This is a genomic window from Clostridium sp., from assembly GCF_051650885.1.
Classification (GTDB): Bacteria; Bacillota; Clostridia; order Clostridiales; family Clostridiaceae; genus Clostridium.
The window spans coordinates 1-17,633 of sequence record NZ_JBOFRG010000059.1; the positions used below are offsets into that span (position 1 = coordinate 1).

Here is a 17,633-nt window from a genome sequence, read left to right on the forward strand (position 1 = left end):
ATAAACATGAGTGCTAATGTTACAATAACATTAGATGTATCTAGGATAAAAGGTGATGTTAAAAAATTCTTGTATAAAATAAGTGAAATAGATGAAGTAATAAAGGTAAGAGTTTTAGCAGTTGAGTAGATTAAATAAAACAGAAGATAAAGAGTAAAATGAAAGAAGGTAATATCTATGAAAAAAGAAGTTTTTGAACTTAATAGAAAAAGATTAATAGAAAAATTAGATGATGATTCTATATTAATATTACTAGGAGGAGAAGCTCCTAAGAAAACAGCAGATGAAAGGTATGGATTTACTCCAAATAGAAATTTTTATTACTTAACAGGATTAAATGAAGAAAAACATATTATTGTTATTTCAAAAATAAATGGTGAAGTAACTGAAAAGATGTTTATAAAAGAAATAGATTTAGAAATGGAAAGATGGCTTGGAAAAACTATAAGAAAAGAAGAAGTTTTAGAGCTTAATGGAATAAAAGAAGTTGGATTCTTAGGTGAAGTTAAAGGATATTTAAATAAGCTTTTAGCAGAAAAAGATGAATTCACTATTTACTTAGATTTAGAAAGAGATAGCTTTGATAGCTTACCTTCAGAAGCATCAACACTTGCTAAAAAGTTAAAAAATAAGTATGCACATGTAAAAGTTAAAAATGCTTTCCCATTATTTGCATCACTTAGACTTGTAAAAGCTAATGAAGAAATAAGTGAAATGAGAAAAGCTATAGAAATCACTATAAAAGGTGTAGAAAGCATAATGAAAAACATTAAGCCAGGAATGAAAGAATATGAAACAGAGGCTTATTATGAGTTTGAATGTAGAAGAAATGGCGTAAAAGATTATGCTTTTAAAACAATAGCAGCAGCTGGAGTTAATGCCACAACTCTTCATTATGTAGATAATGATGATACATTAAAAGATGGAGATTTAATTCTTTTTGATTTAGGAGCGCAATGGAATTACTATAATGGTGATATTTCAAGAACAATTCCTATAAACGGAAAGTTTAGTGAAAGACAAAAAGAAGTTTACGAAGCAGTTTTAAGTGTAAATGAAAGAGTTATAGAAGCTATGAAGCCAGGGGTAAACTTTGTTGATTTAAATAATAAAGCAACTGAATGGATTGCAGAGGAATGTATAAAACTTGGTTTAATTGAAGAGGAAAAAGATGTAAGAAAATATTATTTCCATAGTATAGGACATAGCTTAGGATTAGATACACACGATATAGATAATCCAAGAAGAAACACTATATTAGAACCAGGAATGGTTTATACAGTAGAACCAGGAATATATATTCCAGAAGAAGGAATTGGAATAAGAATAGAGGATGATGTATTAATAACTGAAGAAGGTCATGATGTATTAACAAAAGATATGATTAAATCAGTTGAAGATATAGAAAACTTTATGAAAAAATAGTAGGAAGCTGCCTTAAGGGTAGCTTTTTATTTTTATTTGACGAAATATAAATAAAATATGTATTTTATATTGCTAAATTGTAAATAATGGTATATACTAATTTTAAATTAAAAAGAATATGCGAAGAGATAGAGGTTGCAAGGCTTAAGAGTATCTTAGTTTTTAAAAGCAAATTGAAGCTAAGAAAAAGGAAGTTTTGCCGAAGGATTTAAGAAATTGCTTTAATCTTAAATTTTGGGCTTATGTAGAATATGCATAAGACTGTCACAAGAAATTGTGTTGAGCTATCATTCTAGGATTTTACGGATTATGTAGAGCCTTGAGTGTTATCTCAAGGCTCTTTTATTTTTACAAAAGAGTCTCTCGTGTATAAAAAATTATAAAGGGGAGAGGAATTATGAGAAAAAGAGGATTTATTTTTTTAACAGTACTATTATTAATTACATCTATTTCAATGCCAGCTTTTGCATCAGAAGTAGATTTAGGAACGGTGAACGCAGCAAAATTTGAAATATGGACAATAATACCTCCACTTGTGGCGATTGTATTAGCATTTATAACTAAAAATGTTGTAGTATCTCTATTTGTAGGAACCTTAGCTGGATGTTTTATGCTTCAGCTTGGAGGAGTAAATATTTTTGGAGGAATGGTACAAGCATTTTTGGACTTAGTGCAAAGAATATTAAATTCATTAGCAGATCCGTGGAATGCAGGTATTATTCTTCAAGTCTTAGCTATTGGAGGAGTTATAAGCCTTGTTAGTAAAATGGGTGGTGCAAGAGCTATTGCAGAGGCACTTGCAAAGAGAGCAAAAACGCCAAGAAGTGCACAGCTTACAACATGGTTTTTAGGACTTTTAGTATTTTTTGATGATTATGCTAATGCTTTAATTGTTGGACCTATAATGAGACCTGTTGCAGACAAGCTTAAAATATCAAGAGAAAGATTAGCATTTATAATAGATGCAACAGCAGCACCAATTGCAGGACTTGCAATAATTTCAACTTGGATAGGGCTTGAAGTTGGACTTATAAAAGATTCATTTACTCAAATTGGTATGGAAGTAGATGCTTTTGGAGTATTTTTAGAAACAATACCTTTTAGATTTTATAATATATTAATTCTTGCATTTGTAGTTATAACATCTCTTATGCTAAGAGATTTTGGACCTATGAGAAAGGCAGAATTAAATGCAAGAAAAGGCTTAAATAAAGTTGTAGAAAGAGAAATGAAAGAAGAAGAAACTATGGTAAAGGAAGGGGTTAAACTAAGTGTTTGGAATGCAATAATTCCAATTGGGACTCTTATAGTTTCAGCACTTGCAAGCTTTTATTACAGTGGATATCAAGGGATAATGGGGGGAGAAGAAACGGCACTTATAGAAATTTTAAATAACTCACCATTTTCTTTTGAGGCAATACAACAAACATTCTCAGCAGCTGATGCCTCAACTGCACTTTTCCAATCAGCTATTTTAGCTTCAATTGTGGCTATTGCTATGGCAGTTTGGAAAAAGATAATGACAGTATCAGAAGCTATTGATACATGGATTGATGGAATGAAAGGTCTTTTAATTACAGGAGTAATATTACTTTTAGCGTGGTCTTTAAGTTCGGTTATAAAGGATTTAGGAACAGCTAAATATTTAGTAACTCTTTTATCAGATTCTATTCCAAGCTTCTTGTTGCCAAGTATTATCTTTATTTTAGGGGCAGTAATGTCTTTTGCAACAGGAACAGCTTATGGAACTATGGGAATATTAATGCCACTTGCAATTCCTTTAGGATATTCAGTTTCACCTGAAATGGGATATGTAGTAATCTGTACAAGTGCTGTTTTAACAGGAGCGATTTTTGGAGACCATTGTTCACCAATATCAGATACAACTATTCTTTCATCAATGGGGGCAGGTTGTGATCATATAGACCACGTTAGAACACAAATGTGGTATGCATTATTTGTAGGAGCTGTAACTATAGTGTGTGGATATATTCCAGCAGGACTTGGAGTTCCAGTATACATTATATTACCGGTTGGAATTTTAATTTTAATCTTAGCAGTAAGAATTTTTGGAAAGCCAATTATAGATGAAGAAGCAGAAATTAAAATAGAAGAAAATGAAAAAATAACTATATAAATTAGTAGCAAATCTCCTTAGAATTAATATCTTATCTAATAAGAGAAATTCTAGGGAGATTGTTTTATGAATAATAAAAAAGATATAGGACTTATGAAAAATATTTATCTAGATGTTTTAAATGAAAATTTAAATGAAATAGATTTTTGTAATGTATTTAATAATGATTTTAAGAAAACTAATATTGAAATGAACATAAAAAATGAGGAAGATAGATACTTAATTGAGGGTACATTTCCAGGAATGCAAAGGAAGGATATTAAAGTGGACTATAAGGATGAATGTGTTTATGTAAGAGCACAGAAAAAGCAATTTTTTTCAAATGATGATAGTACTGCAATGATTATTATTAGAGATTCAAGAGATTTTGTTAAAAATTTTCAAGTGCCAAATAGTGACGCATCAAAGATAAAGGCATCTTTTAAAGAGTGCAAACTAACATTAGAAATTCCTAAGGTGTATTATGAATATGAAACAAGATTTGGTGAAATAATTGATGTAGATGTATATGAGGAAGAATAATAAAAGAAAGATTCTATACAGGTGTTAGAGCCTATATAGAATCTTTCTTATCCTCTTTTGGAGGATTAAAATATTTATTTACAAGAATTGCAACAATAATTCCAATTGCAGTATCAATACTTCTGCTTAAAGCATAAGCATAAGATTGTGGACCATTATAATTAACCATAATAACAAGAAAAACTATACATGATATAGTAACAGAACCTGGTTTATTAAAAAGGTTACAAGTGTATATTGAAAGAACAATCCCTATACCACTGACAAAAGGAATATAACTATCGAATACAGTGAAATTAATTAAAACCCATATGAAAATAGTACCAAATATTGCTCCAATTATAGTTCCAATAAGTCTATCTTTCCCCATTTTAAAACTATTAGATACAGTATCTTTCATACATATTACAGCTGCAATACAGGCATAAAAAGGGTTTTCATCTCCAACAACTTTAAAGATAAGCATACAGATTACTACGGCTAAAGCAGTTTTTATATTTCTAAGTCCAATTTTGTGAAAGTTAAGCTTCATTAAATTACCTCCAAATAATGTGTATATATTATAACATATACTAAAAAAAGATTATGTGGCAATAATTAATAGATAAATTCAAGTTGTTGACAGAAAAATTTATTTAGAATATTATATAGTTAAAATAAGAATGCTATGAAGAGAAGAGTAGTTTTAAGGATTATCTATAAGAGAGTGGGAAATGGTGAAAGCCCATGATAAAAATTAAAATGAAGATGGCCTCTGAGCATAAATTCTGAGCTTTAAAGTTAGGGATTTACGGCTTGCAACCGTTACATTGCAAGGTAAAAATTTTACCTATTGAGTTTCTTGTTGTAAAACAAGAAAAAAGTAGAGTGGTAACACGGTAATTCGTCTCTATGCTAAGTTTAGCATAGGGCTTTTTTATTGCAAAAGATTAGAAAATTAAAATTAGGAGGGATATTTTATGTGTAAAAAACCGTATTATATTACAACGCCAATATACTATCCATCAACAAAATTGCATATAGGAAATACTTATACAACAGTAGCTGCTGATGCAATATCAAGATTTAAGAGATTAACAGGATATGATGTAATGTTCTTAACAGGAACAGATGAACATGGACAAAAAATCCAAACTATTGCTGAGGAAAAAGGAATAACTCCAAAAGAGCATGTAGATGAAATAGTTGCAGGAATAAAGAGCCTTTGGGAAATGATGGACATAAGTTATGATAAATTCATAAGAACAACTGATGATTATCATATAAAAGCAGTTCAAGAAATATTCAAGAAATTATATGACCAAGGTGATATATACAAGAGTTCATATGAAGGTTCATACTGTACTCCATGTGAATCATTCTGGACAGAAACTCAATTAGTCAATGGAAACTGCCCTGATTGTGGAAGACCAGTACATGAAGCTAAAGAAGAAGCTTACTTCTTCAAAATGAGCAAATATGCTGATAGATTAATTAAATATATTGAAGATCACCCAGACTTTATACAACCTGAATCAAGAAAAAATGAAATGTTAAACAACTTCTTAAGACCAGGACTTCAAGACCTTTGTGTTTCAAGAACAAGCTTTAATTGGGGAGTTCCAGTAACATTTGATACTGATCACGTAGTATATGTTTGGATAGATGCATTATCAAACTATATAACTGCTTTAGGTTATGGAAGTGATAATGATGAATTATACAAAAAATTCTGGCCTGCAGATGTACATTTAATAGGAAAAGATATATTAAGATTCCATACAATTTACTGGCCAATTATGTTAATGGCATTAGATTTACCATTACCAAAGCAAGTATTCGGACATGGATGGTTACTTGTTGATGGTGGTAAAATGTCAAAATCAAAAGGAAATGTAGTAGATCCAGTAGCTTTAGTTGAAGGCTTTGGAGTAGATGCTGTAAGATACTACTTATTAAGAGAAATTCCGTTTGGTTCAGATGGATTATTTAATAATGAAATATTCATAAAGAAAATAAATTCAGACCTTTGTAATGACCTTGGAAACTTACTTTCAAGAACAGTTGCAATGATAGAAAAATATTTTGATGGTGTAGTTCCAGCTCCACTTACAGCAGGTGATGTTGACAATGAATTAATGACGTTAGCTTTAGAAACACCTAAAAAGGTAGAAGCATTCATTGATGAATTAAGAATACCAGATGCATTAGAAGCAGTATTCACATTAATAAGAAGAGCTAATAAATATATTGATGAAACAACTCCTTGGATACTAGCTAAGGATGAAGAGCAAAAAGACAGATTAGGAACTGTTTTATACAACCTAGCTGAAACTTTAAGATTCTCATCAGTATTATTATCACCATTCTTACCTACAACAGCAGAAAAAATTAATGAGCAACTTGCAGTAACTGCTAAAGATTGGGCTTCACTTGAAGGATTTGATGGAACAGCACCAGGAACAACAGTTAAAAAAGGTGATTCATTATTCCCAAGAATAGATGTAGATAAAAAATTAGAAGAGCTTGAAGCTTTAAGATTAGCTCAATTAGAAGAAGCTAAAAAGAAAGAAGCTTTAGAAGCGCCTCAAGAAATGAAGCCGATAAAAGAAGAAATAACTATTGAAGATTTTGAAAAAATAGATTTAAGAGTAGTTAAAGTTCTTGCATGCGAACCTATTAAGAAAGCTAAGAAACTTCTTAAGTTAAAGGTTGATTTAGGTGGAGAAGAAAGACAGGTAGTTTCAGGAATAGCTATGCACTACAAGCCAGAAGATTTAGTTGGAAAGTATGTAGTACTTGTAGCAAACTTAAAGCCAGTAACTTTAAGAGGGGAACTATCACAAGGTATGATACTTGCAGCATCAGATAATGATGATACAATATTAAACCTAGTAAATCCAGGACAATTACCAACAGGTAGTGAAGTAAGATAATTTAAAAATAGAGACTGTATCAAAAGATAACTTTTAAATAGGCTAATTGATACAGTCTATTTTTATATAAAAGGGGAGTGATGTTTTTGAAAGTAGTTATAGGAAATGCATGGCCATATGCAAATAGTAAATTGCACTTAGGAAGATTAGTAGTTTTTATACCAGGAGATATTTTAGCAAGATATCATAGAAAAAAAGGTGATGATGTAGTATTCATCTCAGGAAGTGATGACCATGGAAATTTAATTCTTGAAAAAGCAAAGGAAGAGAAGCTTAAACCAATGCAAGTAGTGGCAAAATATCATAATGGATTTATAAAAGATTTTAAATCATTAGATTTTTCTTTTAATTTATTTTCAAATACTGAAAAAGCGAATCACAAAAAATGGGTAAAAGAAAATATTTTAGAACTTTATGAAAAAGGTTATATATATAAAGAAGAGAATGAATTATATTTTAAACTTTCAAGCCTAGAAGAAAAGGTTAAAAATATTTTTGAAAATGGAAAAGAGTATTGGAGAGAAAATGCAAAAATAATTACTGAAAAATACATAAGAGAAGGCTTGCGGGATAGAGCTGTAACTAAGGAAGTTCAGTTTGGGATAGATGTTCCATTAGAAGGCTTTGATAATAGAAAGATATTCGTTTGGATTGAAGCTCTTATGGGATATTTAACAGCAACAAGAGAATGTGTTGGTGAAGATAAATTAAAGGAATATATTAGTGGAGAAGATAGTAGAGTGTATTTAGTTCATGGAAAGGATAATATTCCATTCCATACAATAGTATTTACAGGACTATTATCAGCCCTTGGACATGAAGATATAAATTTAAGAATATTCTCTAGCAATTATTTAAAGCTTGAAGGAAAAAACTTTTCCACAAATAAGAATTGGGCATTGTGGATAGATGAGATGCTTCAAAGATATTCTGTGGATACAATTAGATATTTTTTAATATTAAACTCACCGGAAGAAAGTGATACAGATTTTAAGTGGAAAAACTTTATAAATACAAATAATAATGAGTTAGTAAATGAAGTTGAAAGATTTACTGCAAATACTATTAATTTTTATAAAAAGGACAAGTGTGGTATTTATAAAAATAAGTATGAGAAAAATAAATTAGAGGATTTATACTTAGAAGTTGGAGTAAATGTAGAAAGTGGAGAGTTTAAAGAAGGGTTAAAAAAGATTGTAGAATTTATAAGTGAAACAAATAGAGATAGAACATACTCCTTGATAAAATTAGTGAATATAGCAAATTTACTAGAAGTTTTTATGCCACGATTTAGTAGAAAGATTTTAAATAGTTTAGATATTAAGGCTAATGAATGGGGATTTATACATTTAGAAGAGGTTTCAAAAGATATAGATTATATTGAAAGCTTTAAGATGTTAGATAAAAATATATTTTTAGATGAAATTAATAGATTAAAAAGAAAAAAGACAAAATAAAAAACCTAGAATATCTACAATAGGGGGACGAGATATTCTAGGCAACCATTCAATTAAGATGGTTATAAGGGGTAAATAATAATGCTTTAACTACTTTACAAGATTTATTATAAGTCAGAAATATGGCAGTTTCGTGTCAAAAAGTATAAAAAAGAATTACGGAAGTTAAAAATATGATAATTTATTTTGATTAAGGATGGTAATTGTTTTTCTATCATAGGAAATGATGCCATCTTTTTTCATATTTATAAGCTCTCTAGAAAGAGAGGGTCTTGTAACACCAAAGGTTTTAGCTAGTTCTTCTTTAGTAGAGTTTAAACGAATAGTTAAACTATTTTGTATTTTCATTTGTGATAAAAGAAATGAAGAAATACGTTCACGTAAAGATTTGGTGTTAAGTTGACGTATTTTATTACTTAATGCTAAAGATTTATTAGATAAATCTTTTAAAAAGTTTATTAAAAAGCTTTCATTTGACATAAGAAGCTTAGTCATAACAGAAGTTGATATATGTAAAACTGTAGAATTGGTAAAGGATACTACATCAACTGGATAAGTCTTTTTATTTGAAAAAATTATATTTTCAGCAAATAAATTTTTAGGATAAAGCTTTGCAATATTTAAGGTGCTACCTAAAGCGTTATTTTGTTCTATGTGAATTTCACCGGAGATTACTACGCTTACAGAAGTACAGTTATCTCCCTCAAAAAATATAGTTTCTTCTTTAGAATAGTCTTTAAGAAGAACAGAAGGATTTTTAAGTAATGCAGTTAATTCTTCATCTGAAAAATATGAAAATAAAGGTGTTTCTTTTAAAATAGCAAGTGTTGAATTCATAAATGTGTCCTACCTTTCTTTTGAATAATCTTGTTAGTATTATATAATACTGTATAATGAAAAATAAAGTACAGAGAGGAAGTAAAAAGATGGAATATAAAATTTTTGATACACATGCTCACTATGATTCAGAAGATTATAATGAGGACAGAAAAGAATTAATAAATGAGATGAACAGTAATGGAGTTATAGGAATATTAAATTGTGCCTCATCATATGATAGTGTTAAAGAAGTAGATGATTTAACAAAAGAATATAAGTTAATTTATGGAGCATTAGGAATACATCCAGAGAATGCAGATGAGTTAACAGATGAGAGACTAGAAGAAATAAAAGAAATGATTAAAAAGAACGATAGAGTTCTTGCTGTAGGTGAAATAGGTCTAGATTATTATTGGGAAGAAAACCCTCCAAGAGAGGTACAGAAGAATGCCTTCAGAGAGCAGATGGCTTTAGCCAAGGAGCTTGGGTTACCAGTAGTTATACATGATAGAGATGCACATAAAGACACATTAGATATTATGAAAGAGTTTCCAGAAGTTATAGGAACAGTTCATTGTTTTTCAGGAAGTGTAGAATTTGCAAGAGAATGTATAAAGCTAGGATACTATATTGGATTCACAGGAGTAATAACTTTTAAAAATGCTAAAAAATTAGCTGAGGTAGCAAAAGATATTCCATTAGAGAGAATTCTTGTTGAAACAGATGCACCATTTATGGCACCGGTTCCAAACAGGGGTAAAAGAAATAGATCCGATTATATAAAGGAAATTATAGAAAAACTAGCGGAAATAAGAGAAATTTGCCCAAAAGAATTAAATAATAAAGTAAATGAGAATTTTTCTAGGTTGATGAGAATAGAAATATAAAGTAAAATGAAATGGAATTGATTGTATAAAAAAATAAAAAATGGTAAAAATTAAAAAGAAGATAGCTTTACTGTTCGTATGCCATTAGGGATTTTTATAATCCCCGATTGTAGAAAACTGAATTTAAAAAATGAACCTATATATGAATAAAAACTATGGTATAAAGAGGGTTCAAGGGAAATGATGTTCATTAATTTGACAAATTGTTTACAATTTTAGTATAATGAGTGGACGCTTTTGCCAAAGGAGGGAATTTAATGGTAGAAAAATTTAAAGCTTACAAAGAGAATTTTTCTAACAGTCCTAAGGCTAAAATATCATTGTGCTTAGTAACAGGATTAGTTATTGGAACAATGATATTTATGAATGCTAGAAAAACAATTAAATTAACTATAGACGGTACGGTGGAAACTGTAATTACCTATAGTGGGACTGTTAAGGATGTGTTGTTATCTAAAGGTATTGAGTTAAAAGAAAAAGATAAGGTACAACCATCTTTAGAATCCAAAGTAAATGAGAATGAAGAAATTGTGGTTAATACTGCTGTTCCTATGGAAATTGTAATGGGTGAAAAGAAAACAACTGTTTATTCAGCAGAAAAAGAAGTAGGACAGGCTTTAGTTGAAAATTTAGAAGAGTTAAAGTCAAATGGGATTAATTATGATAAGGATTTAGATGAAGTGAATCCAGGTGTAAACGCAAATGTGATAGAAGATATGTCTGTAAAAATAGTAGATGTAGAAGTCAAAACTGTTGAGGAAGAAAAATCAATACCTTACGAAACAGTTGTTGAGAAGGATTCGGACCTTGAAAAAGGTAAAAAGGTAGTTAAAAATGAAGGTACAAATGGAAAGAAACAAGTAACTTATAAGGTAACTTACAAAGATGGGAAAGAAGTTTCTAAAAAAGAAGTACAATCAAAGACACTTTCAAAACCAGTAAATGCATTAGTAAAACAAGGAACTAAAAATCCAGCAAAATATATACCTAACAGAGGTGGTGCACCTGTAACGTATAAGAGAAAATTGGTTGTAGAATCAACAGCCTATGCGTTACATGGAACAACTGCAACAGGAACAAGACCTGTATATAATCCAGGTGGAGTTAGCACAATAGCAGTTGATCCAAGAGTTATACCACTTGGAAGCTTAGTGTATGTAGATGGATATGGATTTGCAAAAGCGGCAGATACTGGTGGAGCTATCAAGGGAAATATCATTGATGTATATTTTACATCAAAGGCAATGTGTACACAGTGGGGTAGACGACATGGATTAAATGCTTATATAGTTGCATATCCAGGCGAATGGTAATAAGAAAAGAGACAAGTTTATGCTTGTCTCTTTTTGTGTGAATTTTTAAATGAAAAGAGAGTAGAGAAGAGATTCATTTGACATAAGGTACATATATATGTAAATTTAATATATATAAATTTGAGAAAAAGTAAAGGAATTTACTTTGAAAGGAAGTTTTATTTGTGATTAAGGAAGTTATAGTAGTTGAAGGTAGAGATGATATTGATGCTATAAAAAGAGCTGTAGATGCTGAATGTATAGCTGTTGGTGGATTTGGGATAAATAGAAAGGTTATAGATAGAATAAAGGAAGCTCAAAAGAGAAAAGGGGTTATTGTTTTTACTGATCCTGATTTTGCAGGTGAAAAAATAAGAAGCATTATAAGAAAAAGAGTGCCGGGAATAAAACATGCATATATTTCACAAGATGAAGGACTTAAAGATGGAGATATTGGAGTTGAAAATGCAAGTCCAGAAACAATAATCAAAGCATTAGAAAATGTTAAAGTAACTGTTGAAGAAAAAAGAGAAGAATATAACATTGGAGATATGCTTTACTTTAAATTAACAGGAGACAAGGATTCTAAAAAGAGAAGAATGCTTTTAGGAAAAATTCTTGGAATTGGATATGGAAATGGAGCTCAAATGATATCAAGATTAAATAATTATGGAATATCAAAAGATGAGTTTGTAGGTGCAATAAAAAAAGTTGAACAGGAGATGGGGAAATAAGATGGATTTAATAACTAATTATAAAACACAAGATATAGTAAAAAAATATGGGTTTAACTTTACAAAAAGTTTAGGACAAAACTTTTTAGTTGATAAGCAAGTTGTAATGGATATAGTAGATGGAGCAGAAATAGGTCCAGAGGACTATGTAATAGAAATAGGTCCAGGAGTAGGGACATTAACTGTAGAAATGCTTAAAAAGGCAAAGAAGGTTACATCAATAGAAATAGATAAGGACTTAATTCCTATTTTAACAGAAGAGCTTAAAGAATATGATAATTTTGAACTTATACATAAGGATGCTTTAAAGGCTAACTTTGATGAAATTATAGGGGATGAAAAGAGTGTAAAGGTAGCAGCTAACTTACCATACTATGTAACAACACCACTTATTGCACAATTATTAAAAAGTGGAGCAAAATTCCAAAGTATAACTATAATGATACAAAAAGAAGTTGCAGATAGAATGGATGCAAAGCCAAATACAAGAGATTATGGATCTCTTTCATTAATGGTTCAATATTATGCAACAACAAAGGTTATAAGAACTGTAGCACCAAGTTCATTTATGCCAAGACCAAAGGTTGAATCAATTATTATCAGACTTGATAGATTAGAAAAGCCAAGAGTTAAAGTGCAAAATGAAGAGTTCTTATTTGCATTAATAAGAGATGTATTTAATATGAGAAGAAAAACTTTATGGAATGGTGTTAAAAACCTAGGAGTTGGAAAAGAAGATTTAGAAAAAGCCTTTGAAGAAGCAAATGTTGATCCTAAGAGAAGAGGGGAAACACTGACTATAGAAGAGTTTGCAACACTTGCAGATAAAATTTATGCATATAAAATAAAATAATGTTATCATAAATGGCACCTCGTAGCATATACTATATGGAATAAATATATATGTGGAGGTAACGGAAACTTGGCACATAATAAATTGTATAGAAATTTTATAATATTACAAGAAGATGAAGGTAATGCAACAACTGGGGATAAGGCTGTATCAGGTTATTCAAAGATTGAGGCAAAGGGAGACAAATGTAAAATAACTTTTTATGCTCAAAATTTAAAAAAGGAAGACAATTATTCTATAGTACTTATTTGTTGTAAAAAAGATACAAAACAAATAGTTGATATGGGTAAGCTAGTTGTAACTGATAATGGTAAAGGTGAGGCAGCTAAAGAATATTATGCTGAAAATATCGGTGGAATAAGCTTGCCTTATGAAAAGATTTCAGGGGCTGGTATTTGTAAAAATATAGCTGGAAAGCTTAGCTTTACATTATATGGCTTTATGAATGGAGAAAAGCCAGAAACTGGATGGAAAGATTGTCAAATAGTTAAGAGCGATGAAAAGAATGCAAACATGAAGCCAAAGGTTGAAGAAAAGCACAAGGAAAAGACTGAAAAACCTAAAACAAAGCAAAAATCAAAAGAAGATTTTGAATGTTATGAAAGAGGAATTGAAGAAAACAATATCGACCCAGATAACTTTAAGTTAAGGGGGGGTGTTGGTAATTTCTTTGAAAACATTGTTAAAGGTTTTGAAGAAGTAAAAGGACATTTTAATGACCTTAAGTACTGTAAATGGTATAAAGTTCCTGTTAAAACTATAGATGATATGTGTGATTCAAGTAATCATGATAAACATTCAGTAGTTTATAATCCAATGATTAATTATTATCCTTATATAGTTAAGAAAAAGCATTTTATGATTGGATATAAATGTGATATAAAAGGAAATTTAAAGTACATTATTTATGCAATTGCAGGAAAGAAAAATTGTGATGATCAACCATATATGGGTAAATCGGGATTTGTAACATGGGTTAAAGGAAAAGAAGAAGATGGAAATGGATTCTGGTTAATGTTCTATGATTATAAGAAGGCTACAGTTGTAGTACCAACAAAGTAGAATATTAAATAAAAGTTAATTCGTTGCTATAAAATCTGTAAAGTATTATAATAATTATAGTTAGGAGAAGCCTAAGGCTTCTCCTAATTATTTGAAAAAATATTTAGAGAAGGTGATATTTAAGTGAATAAAAAGGTAATAGCCATAATCGTAGTAGTTATAGCAGCAATACTTATATTCTTAGGTTTCGGTCCTGTTAATACGATATTAGTGAAATTAGGTTTTAGAAACAATGCCTTTAATTATATTAAACAGACAAAAGTTGATAAAATAGTTATTCAAAACAGTAGAGACCCAGGATTTAGATTTATAATTACAGATCCTAAAGCTATTAATCAATTATATGAAACTTTATCTCATGGTAGTGTTAGACCAAAGGGGAATTCATTACAACCGGATTACATATTTGAAATCTATACTGGAGATCAAATTAAAAAGTATGATTATGTTGTAGGTGTAGATACTAGTGGAGAAGGAAATTTCTGGGATGGAAGTCAAGCGTTCCAAGTACCTAAAAATTTAGAAGACACTATAATTAATAACCTTTCATTTATAAATAAACCAAGAGATTTTAATGAAATTTATTATGGAAGTATCTTAAAAGTAATAAATCAAACAAAACAATCTTATGAAAAAGATGGAGCCAAAGTAGGAGTAGATTTGATGGGAGATGTTGAATGTGTAAAATATCTTTATTCAAATGATTTACAACAGTTTACTAAGGAAATTCAAAAATCAGTTCCAGGTGCGCAGCTTGTAAATGGAAACTTTGGAGACTTTAACGTTATAATAAGTGCTAATAACAGAGGATATAGTACTAATTTATTTAAGACAATTATAACAGTGGATGATAGACAAAATAATGTATATCAACAATATTACGTAATAGGTAAATTTGACTTTAATAAATGGGAAATAGAAGTTAGTAAGCCAAATCAAGTACCTAAAGATTGGAATACAGTTGGGAGTAATCAATAATGAGTAAATGTGATAGTTGTGCAAGTAAAAGTTCTTGCAGTTCAAAAGGATTAGAGATTTGTCCATCAGTAAAAACTCCTAATTACGGAAACATAAAAAATGTTATAGGTGTAATTAGTGGAAAAGGTGGAGTTGGAAAATCAACAGTAACAGGAATAATGGCATCAATTCTTAGAAAAAAAGGATACAGCGTAGGTGTTCTTGATGCTGATATAACAGGACCATCTATTCCAAGATTTTTTGGAATAAATAATAAGAGAGCTGGAATAAAGCAAATTGATAATGAAAAAATTAAATTTATACCAGTAGAAACTGAATCAGGAATAAAGGTTATATCAATGAACCTTTTAACAGAGGCTGAGGAAGATCCAGTTATATGGAGAGGACCTGTTATAAATGGAGTATTAAATCAAATGTATTTTGATACTGCATGGGGAGAATTAGATTATCTTTTAATAGATATGCCACCAGGAACAGGTGATATTGCATTAACAGTAATGCAAGAATTCAATATTAAAGAATTAGTAATAGTATCAACACCACAAGATATGGTATCAATGATAGTTAAAAAAGTTGTTATTATGGCTCAAAAGGTTGGAGTTAATATAAGAGGTGTAGTTGAAAATATGGCATACATCACTTGTGGAAAATGTGATACTAAGATTAGAGTATTTAGCAAAAAATCAGCAGAAGAACATGCTGAATATTTAGGATTACCACTTATAGGGGAGCTTCCTATAAATCTAGATTTTACAGAAGCTTTAGAAGAAGGAAAAGCAGAAGAATATGTAATAGATAATCCTTTATATTCATTAATATTTGAAGGATTATATTAAAAAAGAACCCAAAGATTTGGGTTCTTTTTTGTGTGAAATGTATTAAGAGAACATTTTAAATTAAGTTGTTAGTAGTATTAACATAGGAATGGCAAGAGGTATTAACAAATGCAGGGATAAAAATTGTATCATTTATAGATAAAGTACTTATCTTTGATATAGGAAGTTTATAAATACTATCATCGGAAAGAAGTACATAAGCTTCCATATCAGTTAAATCAATAATTTTCCCAAACATATTAATTCACCTCCATAAATAGTATGTGTTTAAGAAAAAAATTTATACAAAAAAGGCATTGAAATTCAATGCCTTTTAATAAATATCATTATAAATTAAATTAAAAACTTCTAATGCCTCTTCAATTCTAGGTTTTAAAAGAGCTTTTTTTCTTAAGTAATCAATGCGACCTTCATCTGTAATTGAATATATTTTTTTGAATTTTTTCTTAGGATCATCCCATTCACCTACGATAAGACCCTCAGTTTCAAGCTTTTTCAAAATAGGATAAATACCACCAGTGCTTGGCTTCCATTTATCAAATGTTCTCTGAGCTATTTTGTGAGCAATTTCATTTCCGTTAGTAGGGTTTATGTTTAATATGTGTAGCACATATATAGGTAACAATCCTTTAGTAAAAACTTGCCCTTTAGATGAACTCTTAGATTCATTTTCTTTTTTAGCCTTTTTAAGCTCAGCCATTTTCTTTTTATACTCATCATAAAGACGCTTTTCTTCAGATTTTATGTCTTTTAAGCTAGTGTATTCAGAGTGTAAGCTCATATTAGTGAATCTCTTGTAGAGATATTCCTACAGTCCCAGGGCCAGTGTTTACACCTAGAGCTGGACCTATTTTTGAAAATCTAACACTTTTAATTTTATCAAAATCTTTTACTAGCTCATGAAGTTTTTGTGCTAAATCATCAGCACCACCTGAAAGAATTGTAGCAGTACAATCTCCATATTTATTTAACTCTTCTTCAGTAATTTTTTGTAATCTTGAAAGAGCTTGTTTTTGTCCTCTAACTTTTGCATAAGTTTCATAAATACCTTCATCAGAAACCCAAATAATAGGTTTAATGTTAAGCATAGAACCAACAGTTCCAGCAACTTTACCTATTCTACCACCTTTTTTTAGATATTCTAAAGTATCTATAGTAAAGTAACCATGAGATTGGCTTCTAAGAAGAGGTAATTTTTCAATTATTTCTTCAAATGAAAGTCCTTCTTTAATTAAGTTTGCAGCTAATAATACTAGTGTACCTTGAGGTGCACTTAGTGTTCTTGAATCAAAAACATGAGTTATTAAATTTGGATGGTCCTCAGCTAAAAGTCTAAATGAATTTCCAGTACCAGAAAAATGACTAGAAATAGAAATCATAATAACATGAGTAAAACCTTCAGATTCTAAACGTGTCATTAAGTTTTCCATAAGGTCAACACTTGGAAGTGATGTTGATGGAATAACTTCCTTTAATCTATTGTATACATCATCTGGTGATATATCTATAATGTCGTTATATTCACCATCAGGATAAATAATCCTAAATGGAACAAGTTCTATATTATTATCATTTAATTCTTGTATTGTTAAATCTGAACCACTGTCAGTAACTAAAGCAATTTTTTGCATATAAATTCCTCCTGAGTCTAAAACTCTATCACTATTGATAAGATAAACTATATCACTACTGATATAGTTTTGCAAGTTTCGACAA

17 protein-coding genes, 1 riboswitch and 1 other annotated feature are annotated in these 17,633 nt (G+C 29.8%); of the genes, 12 read left to right on the forward strand and 5 right to left on the reverse strand.

Going from position 1 to position 17,633, the window contains the following annotated elements:
• The first annotated feature begins 177 nt into the window (after positions 1-177).
• The 3 genes from ACRC28_RS03050 to ACRC28_RS03060 all read left to right on the forward strand — a co-directional run bounded on the left by ACRC28_RS03050 (position 178) and on the right by ACRC28_RS03060 (position 4,084).
• Positions 178-1,425, forward strand: a complete 1,248-nt coding sequence (locus ACRC28_RS03050; protein ID WP_438541984.1) for an aminopeptidase P family protein — start codon at positions 178-180, stop codon at positions 1,423-1,425.
• Positions 1,426-1,546: 121 nt separating this feature from the next.
• Positions 1,547-1,720: riboswitch (Lysine riboswitch) on the forward strand.
• Between the two features lie 102 nt (positions 1,721-1,822).
• The gene (locus tag ACRC28_RS03055; RefSeq protein ID WP_438541985.1) at positions 1,823-3,562 is read left to right on the forward strand and encodes a Na+/H+ antiporter NhaC family protein; all 1,740 of its coding nucleotides are present in this window, start codon (positions 1,823-1,825) and stop codon (positions 3,560-3,562) included.
• Positions 3,563-3,628: 66 nt separating this feature from the next.
• Positions 3,629-4,084 (forward strand): Hsp20 family protein, encoded by a 456-nt coding sequence (locus ACRC28_RS03060; protein WP_438541986.1) that lies wholly within the window; start codon positions 3,629-3,631, stop codon positions 4,082-4,084.
• Positions 4,085-4,115: 31 nt separating this feature from the next.
• Here the strand turns inward: ACRC28_RS03060 and ACRC28_RS03065 are convergent, their stop codons facing one another.
• Positions 4,116-4,616, reverse strand: coding sequence for an FUSC family protein (locus ACRC28_RS03065; protein WP_438541987.1), 501 nt, complete (start codon positions 4,614-4,616; stop codon positions 4,116-4,118).
• A 126-nt stretch (positions 4,617-4,742) separates the two neighbouring features.
• Positions 4,743-4,978: a binding site (T-box leader), on the forward strand.
• A 65-nt stretch (positions 4,979-5,043) separates the two neighbouring features.
• Between ACRC28_RS03065 and metG the strand changes: the two genes are divergently transcribed.
• Both metG and ACRC28_RS03075 read left to right on the forward strand, forming a co-directional pair.
• Positions 5,044-6,999, forward strand: coding sequence for a methionine--tRNA ligase (metG, locus tag ACRC28_RS03070; RefSeq protein ID WP_438541988.1), 1,956 nt, complete (start codon positions 5,044-5,046; stop codon positions 6,997-6,999).
• An 86-nt stretch (positions 7,000-7,085) separates the two neighbouring features.
• Complete coding sequence (locus tag ACRC28_RS03075) at positions 7,086-8,456, forward strand: methionine--tRNA ligase (protein ID WP_438541989.1); 1,371 nt, start codon at positions 7,086-7,088, stop codon at positions 8,454-8,456.
• 165 nt (positions 8,457-8,621) lie between these two features.
• Here ACRC28_RS03075 and ACRC28_RS03080 read toward each other — a convergent pair whose 3' ends face one another.
• The gene (locus tag ACRC28_RS03080; RefSeq protein WP_438541990.1) at positions 8,622-9,293 is read right to left on the reverse strand and encodes a Crp/Fnr family transcriptional regulator; all 672 of its coding nucleotides are present in this window, start codon (positions 9,291-9,293) and stop codon (positions 8,622-8,624) included.
• Between the two features lie 89 nt (positions 9,294-9,382).
• Here ACRC28_RS03080 and ACRC28_RS03085 point away from each other — a divergent pair, with 89 nt between their 5' ends.
• From ACRC28_RS03085 to ACRC28_RS03115, 7 genes are all read left to right on the forward strand, one after another.
• On the forward strand, positions 9,383-10,162 hold the full coding sequence (locus tag ACRC28_RS03085) for a TatD family hydrolase (RefSeq protein ID WP_438541991.1): 780 nt from the start codon (positions 9,383-9,385) through the stop codon (positions 10,160-10,162).
• 257 nt (positions 10,163-10,419) lie between these two features.
• Positions 10,420-11,475: a G5 domain-containing protein gene (locus tag ACRC28_RS03090; protein ID WP_438541992.1), complete on the forward strand. Its 1,056-nt coding sequence runs from the start codon at positions 10,420-10,422 to the stop codon at positions 11,473-11,475.
• A 164-nt stretch (positions 11,476-11,639) separates the two neighbouring features.
• Entirely contained in the window at positions 11,640-12,188 is a 549-nt protein-coding gene (rnmV, locus tag ACRC28_RS03095) for a ribonuclease M5 (protein ID WP_438541993.1), read from the forward strand.
• A 1-nt stretch (position 12,189) separates the two neighbouring features.
• Complete coding sequence (rsmA, locus tag ACRC28_RS03100; RefSeq protein WP_438541994.1) at positions 12,190-13,041, forward strand: 16S rRNA (adenine(1518)-N(6)/adenine(1519)-N(6))-dimethyltransferase RsmA; 852 nt, start codon at positions 12,190-12,192, stop codon at positions 13,039-13,041.
• A 69-nt stretch (positions 13,042-13,110) separates the two neighbouring features.
• Positions 13,111-14,103 carry a hypothetical protein gene (locus ACRC28_RS03105; RefSeq protein WP_438541995.1) on the forward strand — a complete coding sequence of 331 codons (993 nt, stop codon included), beginning with the start codon at positions 13,111-13,113 and terminating at the stop codon, positions 14,101-14,103.
• Positions 14,104-14,226: 123 nt separating this feature from the next.
• Positions 14,227-15,081: a hypothetical protein gene (locus ACRC28_RS03110; protein WP_438541996.1), complete on the forward strand. Its 855-nt coding sequence runs from the start codon at positions 14,227-14,229 to the stop codon at positions 15,079-15,081.
• A complete protein-coding gene (locus tag ACRC28_RS03115) occupies positions 15,081-15,917 on the forward strand; it encodes an Mrp/NBP35 family ATP-binding protein (protein WP_438541997.1) in 837 nt (278 codons plus the stop codon). The genes ACRC28_RS03110 and ACRC28_RS03115 overlap by 1 nt, the downstream gene beginning before the upstream one ends.
• A gap of 55 nt (positions 15,918-15,972) precedes the next feature.
• On the opposite strand, the gene ACRC28_RS03120 is transcribed toward ACRC28_RS03115, so the two are convergent.
• The 3 genes from ACRC28_RS03120 to ACRC28_RS03130 all read right to left on the reverse strand — a co-directional run bounded on the left by ACRC28_RS03120 (position 15,973) and on the right by ACRC28_RS03130 (position 17,548).
• Positions 15,973-16,155 carry a hypothetical protein gene (locus ACRC28_RS03120; RefSeq protein WP_438541998.1) on the reverse strand — a complete coding sequence of 61 codons (183 nt, stop codon included), beginning with the start codon at positions 16,153-16,155 and terminating at the stop codon, positions 15,973-15,975.
• Between the two features lie 75 nt (positions 16,156-16,230).
• Positions 16,231-16,698, reverse strand: a complete 468-nt coding sequence (locus ACRC28_RS03125; RefSeq protein ID WP_438541999.1) for a PadR family transcriptional regulator — start codon at positions 16,696-16,698, stop codon at positions 16,231-16,233.
• Between the two features lies 1 nt (position 16,699).
• Positions 16,700-17,548: a DegV family protein gene (locus ACRC28_RS03130; RefSeq protein WP_438542000.1), complete on the reverse strand. Its 849-nt coding sequence runs from the start codon at positions 17,546-17,548 to the stop codon at positions 16,700-16,702.
• Positions 17,549-17,633: the final 85 nt, after the last annotated feature.